This is a genomic window from Mesorhizobium sp. M7A.F.Ca.CA.002.04.1.1 (assembly GCF_004022805.1).
GTDB lineage: Bacteria > Pseudomonadota > Alphaproteobacteria > Rhizobiales > Rhizobiaceae > Mesorhizobium > Mesorhizobium ciceri.
Map to the genome: position 1 here is coordinate 1 of NZ_RZPL01000507.1, position 4,333 is coordinate 4,333.

General features: G+C 62.3%; 4 protein-coding genes and 1 pseudogene. 2 read left to right on the top strand and 3 right to left on the bottom strand.

The window, feature by feature from the left end; translation table 11 throughout:
• On the bottom strand, window positions 1–170 hold a 170-nt coding region (locus ENZ75_RS22855; protein WP_128278332.1), incomplete at its 3' end, for a winged helix-turn-helix transcriptional regulator.
• 249 nt (window positions 171–419) lie between these two features.
• On the opposite strand from ENZ75_RS22855, the gene trxB reads away from it, so the two are divergent.
• Both trxB and ENZ75_RS22865 read left to right on the top strand, forming a co-directional pair.
• Window positions 420–1,394 (top strand): thioredoxin-disulfide reductase, encoded by a 975-nt coding sequence (trxB, locus tag ENZ75_RS22860; protein ID WP_063168808.1) that lies wholly within the window; start codon window positions 420–422, stop codon window positions 1,392–1,394.
• A 79-nt stretch (window positions 1,395–1,473) separates the two neighbouring features.
• Window positions 1,474–2,370 carry a LysR family transcriptional regulator gene (locus ENZ75_RS22865; protein WP_013530079.1) on the top strand — a complete coding sequence of 299 codons (897 nt, stop codon included), beginning with the start codon at window positions 1,474–1,476 and terminating at the stop codon, window positions 2,368–2,370.
• Between the two features lie 66 nt (window positions 2,371–2,436).
• Here the strand turns inward: ENZ75_RS22865 and ENZ75_RS22870 are convergent, their stop codons facing one another.
• Window positions 2,437–2,934 carry an isoprenylcysteine carboxylmethyltransferase family protein gene (locus ENZ75_RS22870; protein WP_013530080.1) on the bottom strand — a complete coding sequence of 166 codons (498 nt, stop codon included), beginning with the start codon at window positions 2,932–2,934 and terminating at the stop codon, window positions 2,437–2,439.
• Window positions 2,935–3,653: 719 nt separating this feature from the next.
• Window positions 3,654–4,333, bottom strand: a pseudogene (locus ENZ75_RS22875) (elongation factor G); the annotation flags it as partial.

The following is a 4,333-nucleotide window of genomic DNA, read 5'->3' on the forward strand; positions in this document are numbered from 1 at the left end:
CGGTAGCCACGGATGATGCCGGCTTCCTCCAGGCGCTTGACGCGGCGCAGGCATGGCGGTGCCGAAATGCCGACGCGGTTCGACAGTTCGACATTGGTCATGCGGCCGTCGCCCTGCAATTCGCGCAGGATCTTCCAGTCGATGGCGTCGAGGTCGGCCTTGAGCGGCATGAGGGCTCTCGATCATGAGGGGCAACACGCAAGAATCTTGCGTGATTTTGTAATTAAACGACTTCGCTGTCCATTCCATCCTTCGCCCGGAATATTTCGCGGGATCCGCAGGCGACAGGGTGTGACAAAGCTTTCCGGGGACGAACTCCAACTTGCCTTGCTGGCGTCGTGGGCAACACTTACATTACGCGCGACAATGATCGAGTTTTCCATGCCGCAATTGCCGGCAGCCCTCCGCAGAGGCTTTAGATGACCACCAAGCACGCGCCCGTTCTCATCATCGGTTCCGGCCCGGCCGGCTATACGGCGGCGGTCTACGCCGCCCGCGCCATGCTGAAGCCGATGCTGGTCGCCGGCCTGCAGCAGGGCGGGCAGTTGATGATCACCACCGATGTCGAGAACTATCCCGGCTTCGCCGACCCGATCCAGGGTCCGTGGCTGATGGAGCAGATGCTGAAACAGGCCGAGCATGTCGGCACCGACATCATCAACGACATCATCACCGAGGTCGACCTCAACGTGCGACCGTTCCGTGCCAAGGGCGATTCCGGCACCACCTACACCGCCGACGCGCTGATCATCGCGACCGGCGCGCAAGCGAAATGGCTGGGCATCCCGACCGAGCAGGACTTTATGGGTTTTGGAGTCTCGGCCTGCGCCACCTGCGACGGCTTCTTCTACCGGGGCAAGGATGTCGCGGTGATCGGCGGCGGCAATTCGGCGGTGGAAGAGGCGCTCTATCTGTCCAATCTCGCCAAGAGCGTGACGGTGATCCACAGGCGCAGCGATTTTCGCGCCGAACGTATCCTGCGCGAGCGGCTTCTGAAAAAGGACAATGTCCGCGTCATCTGGGACACGATCGTCGACGAGATCACCGGTCGGCCCGGCAAGACGCCGCTGCCGCCCTCGGTCGAAGGGCTGAAGCTCAAGCATGCGGGGACCGGCGAGGTGTCGCACCTCAAGATCGACGGTGTGTTCGTGGCCATCGGCCATGCGCCGGCGGTTGAACTGTTCGCCGGCAAGCTCAAGCAGAAGCCGAACGGCTATCTGTGGACGGCGCCGGATTCGACCCGCACCGATGTGCCGGGCGTGTTCGCGGCCGGCGATGTGACCGACGATATCTACCGCCAGGCGGTGACGGCAGCGGGGCTTGGCTGCATGGCCGCACTCGAGGCGGAGAAGTATCTGGCCGGCATCGAAGTGCATCGCGAAGCGGCCGAGTAGAGAGTTCAGAGAGCGGCTTAGAAACGCCGTGTAAAAGCCTGATTTTTCATTCAGACGCCAAAACAGAACGAGGGGAATCATGGCGTTGGACTGGGACAAGCTACGCGTGTTTCACGCTGCGGCGGAGGCGGGGTCGTTTACCCATGCGGCCGAGACATTGCATCTGTCACAATCGGCGATCTCGCGGCAGGTCAGCGCGCTCGAGCATGATGTCGGCGTGCCGCTGTTCAACCGCCACGCCCGCGGGCTGGTGTTGACCGAGCAGGGTGAGATGCTGTTTCGCACGGCGCATGACGTGCTGATGAAGCTGGAGACCATCAAGTCCCGGCTGACCGAGACCAAGGATCGCCCGTCGGGCGTGCTGCGGGTGACGACGACGGTGGGGCTGGGCGCCGGCTGGCTGACCGAGCGGGTGCAGGAATTCATCGAACTCTATCCTGAAATCAGCCTGCAGTTAATCCTCGCCAACGAGGAGCTCGATCTCACCATGCGCCAGGCCGATTGCGCCATTCGGCTGCGCCAGCCGCAGCAGCCGGACCTGATCCAGCGCCGCCTGTTCACCGTGCATTTCCACCTCTACGCGGCCCCATCCTATGTCGCCAAGCATGGCAGGCCGTCTTCCGTCGCCGAGCTGAAGGCCCATCGCATCGTCACCTTCGGCGTGCCGGTGCCGTCGCATCTGTCGGAGCTGAACTGGCTGGAAACGGTCGGTGATTTCGAAGGCGGGCAAAGGGTGCCGACGCTGCAGATCAACGACATATTGTCGATCAAGCGGGCGGTGCAGGGCGGTGCCGGTATCGCCATGCTGCCCGACTATGTGATCAGCAAGGACTCCGACCTCGTGCAGCTGCTGCCGGAGACCGAGGTGCCGTCTTTCGACACCTATTTTGCTTATCCGGACGCGATGAAGAACCAGGCCAAGCTGCACGTGTTCCGGGACTTTATCATCGCCAAGGCGAGAAGCTGGTCATTCTAAGGACATGTCGATTGCCTGGCCCGACCTGAGCCTCAACATGCCCTGAGACGGCGCTGCCGGTTTCACCTACCCCCGCCAGGGCGACAGTCGAGGCAGCCAGCCGGGCACGTTGCGGCGGTAGGCGTCGTATTCGGCGCCGTACCGGTGAGCCAAAGTCGGCTCCTCGTAGAACCGCACGAAAGAGCCCATGGCGATCGCGCCGATGACCGCATAAGCGGCCAGCGTCCAGCTCGAGAACAGCAATGCCTGGCCGAGGATGATCGACAGCACGGCGACATACATCGGGTTGCGGACATGACGGTAGATGCCGCCGATCACCAGCCTCTCGGTTGGCGCGACCGGGGCGGGCGTGCCGAGGCCCTCAAGCGCGAATCGACCGAAGGCATGCAGCAGTGCTGCGATCGCGACGGCGATCAGAAGCCCGCCGGCAGGAACAAAGCCCGGCAGACCAGACCACGGCAAGCCCCAGCGATCGGTCAACAGCCAGGGCACCAGCCCGGCAACCACGCAGGGCGCCGCGATGAAGAAGGCCGCACTGCCGGCGATCGCCGAAAACGTCCGCATTGGCTGCTTCCTCCCGATTGCCTTAGAAATGCACGCCTGCTGCCTGCTTCCACATCATTGCCCGGTTTTGGCATTTTGAGCCGAAAGCCAGCCGAGATCGGCAATTCTGTAGTTGCAATTGCCCGATTCGGCGGCCCATTTCGACGATTCTGCTGGTCCTATTGGCTTCTGGAATGGGTTAGACCACAGCCTGCGTCTTTTTGCATGCGTGTGTTGCAAAATAGATGCTTGTTTCTTGGGCATGATGAGCACATATATAGATCATCTCCTGGGCGCGTTCTCCTCCCATTAGCGCCCTCGAGTGTTCCCCTCTGGAGGTTAGCCTTAACAGGCACTCCAATCAAACTCAGCCGGATCTTCATTGATCCGGCTTTTTTGTTGCCTGTGCTCTGCTGGGCCGGCAAAAAATTCCATCACAATTGCCACGTAACGGTGACATGTAACCTCTGGTAACATAGCCCGGGCGCCCGCGACCTGCTATGTGGATCATAGGACGCGGTGTGGTTCGGACGGGAGATGGGGGCATCACTCGTACGGCCCGGGCTCAGGCGGCTACCGCGTCCGAACCGTTTTTCCGCCGAACTCGGCGGCACCAAATGCGGCGGACCTGCCGTTTTACCTCCCAAGGAAACGGTCCGCGAACAAAACGACGTCCGGTCCCCGCCGGACGTCGTTTTCTTTTGTCCCCTCGAATCAGGTTCGAGAGGAACGCTACGCCATCAGGCAGCCTTGCCGTTGGTGTTCATCGCCTCGTCGGCCAGACGGCCGGTGAGTTCGGCCATGTGGTCGAAGACGGCACGGTAGCTGGCAACGCCCGCGGTCGCCGAGCGCAACTCGATGATCAGGTCGCCGATCTCGGCTTGCGGCATGGTTGCCTCGACGACATCCCATCCTGGCCAGCCAGGCCGCGCGTCGTAGCCGAGTATCTGGCCGCGCCGTTGCGGGATGAGAGCGATGATCTTCGAGGTGGCGTCGGAGGGTGTGACGATCTCGACCTTCATCACAGGCTCCAGGAGCACCGGCAAGCACGCGGCCATGCCTTCCTTCATTGCCAGCCTGGCCGCCATCTGGAAGGCCATGTCGGAGGAATCGACCGCATGGTAGGAGCCGTCCGACAGGTTGACTGCGACATCCACGACCGGAAAGCCCAGCGGCCCGGATTTCAGATAGTCGCGGACCCCGGTCTCGACCGACTGGATGTAGGTCTTGGGCACGACGCCGCCGGTGATGGTGTCGGTGAACTGGAAGCCGGAGCCGCGCGGCAGCGGCTTGATCTCGATCACCACGTCACCGAACTGGCCATGTCCGCCGGACTGTTTCTTGTGACGGCCGCGCTGTTGCGCCGATTTGCGGATCGTCTCGCGTTAGGGCACCGCCGGCCGATGGCCTTCGCCCGGTA

Coding starts and splice junctions, on each gene's coding strand:
- trxB (WP_063168808.1), top strand. CDS start 420: ATGACCACCAAGCACGCGCCCGTTCTCATCATCGGTTCCGGCCCGGCC.
- ENZ75_RS22865 (WP_013530079.1), top strand. CDS start 1,474: ATGGCGTTGGACTGGGACAAGCTACGCGTGTTTCACGCTGCGGCGGAG.
- ENZ75_RS22870 (WP_013530080.1), bottom strand. CDS start 2,934: ATGCGGACGTTTTCGGCGATCGCCGGCAGTGCGGCCTTCTTCATCGCG.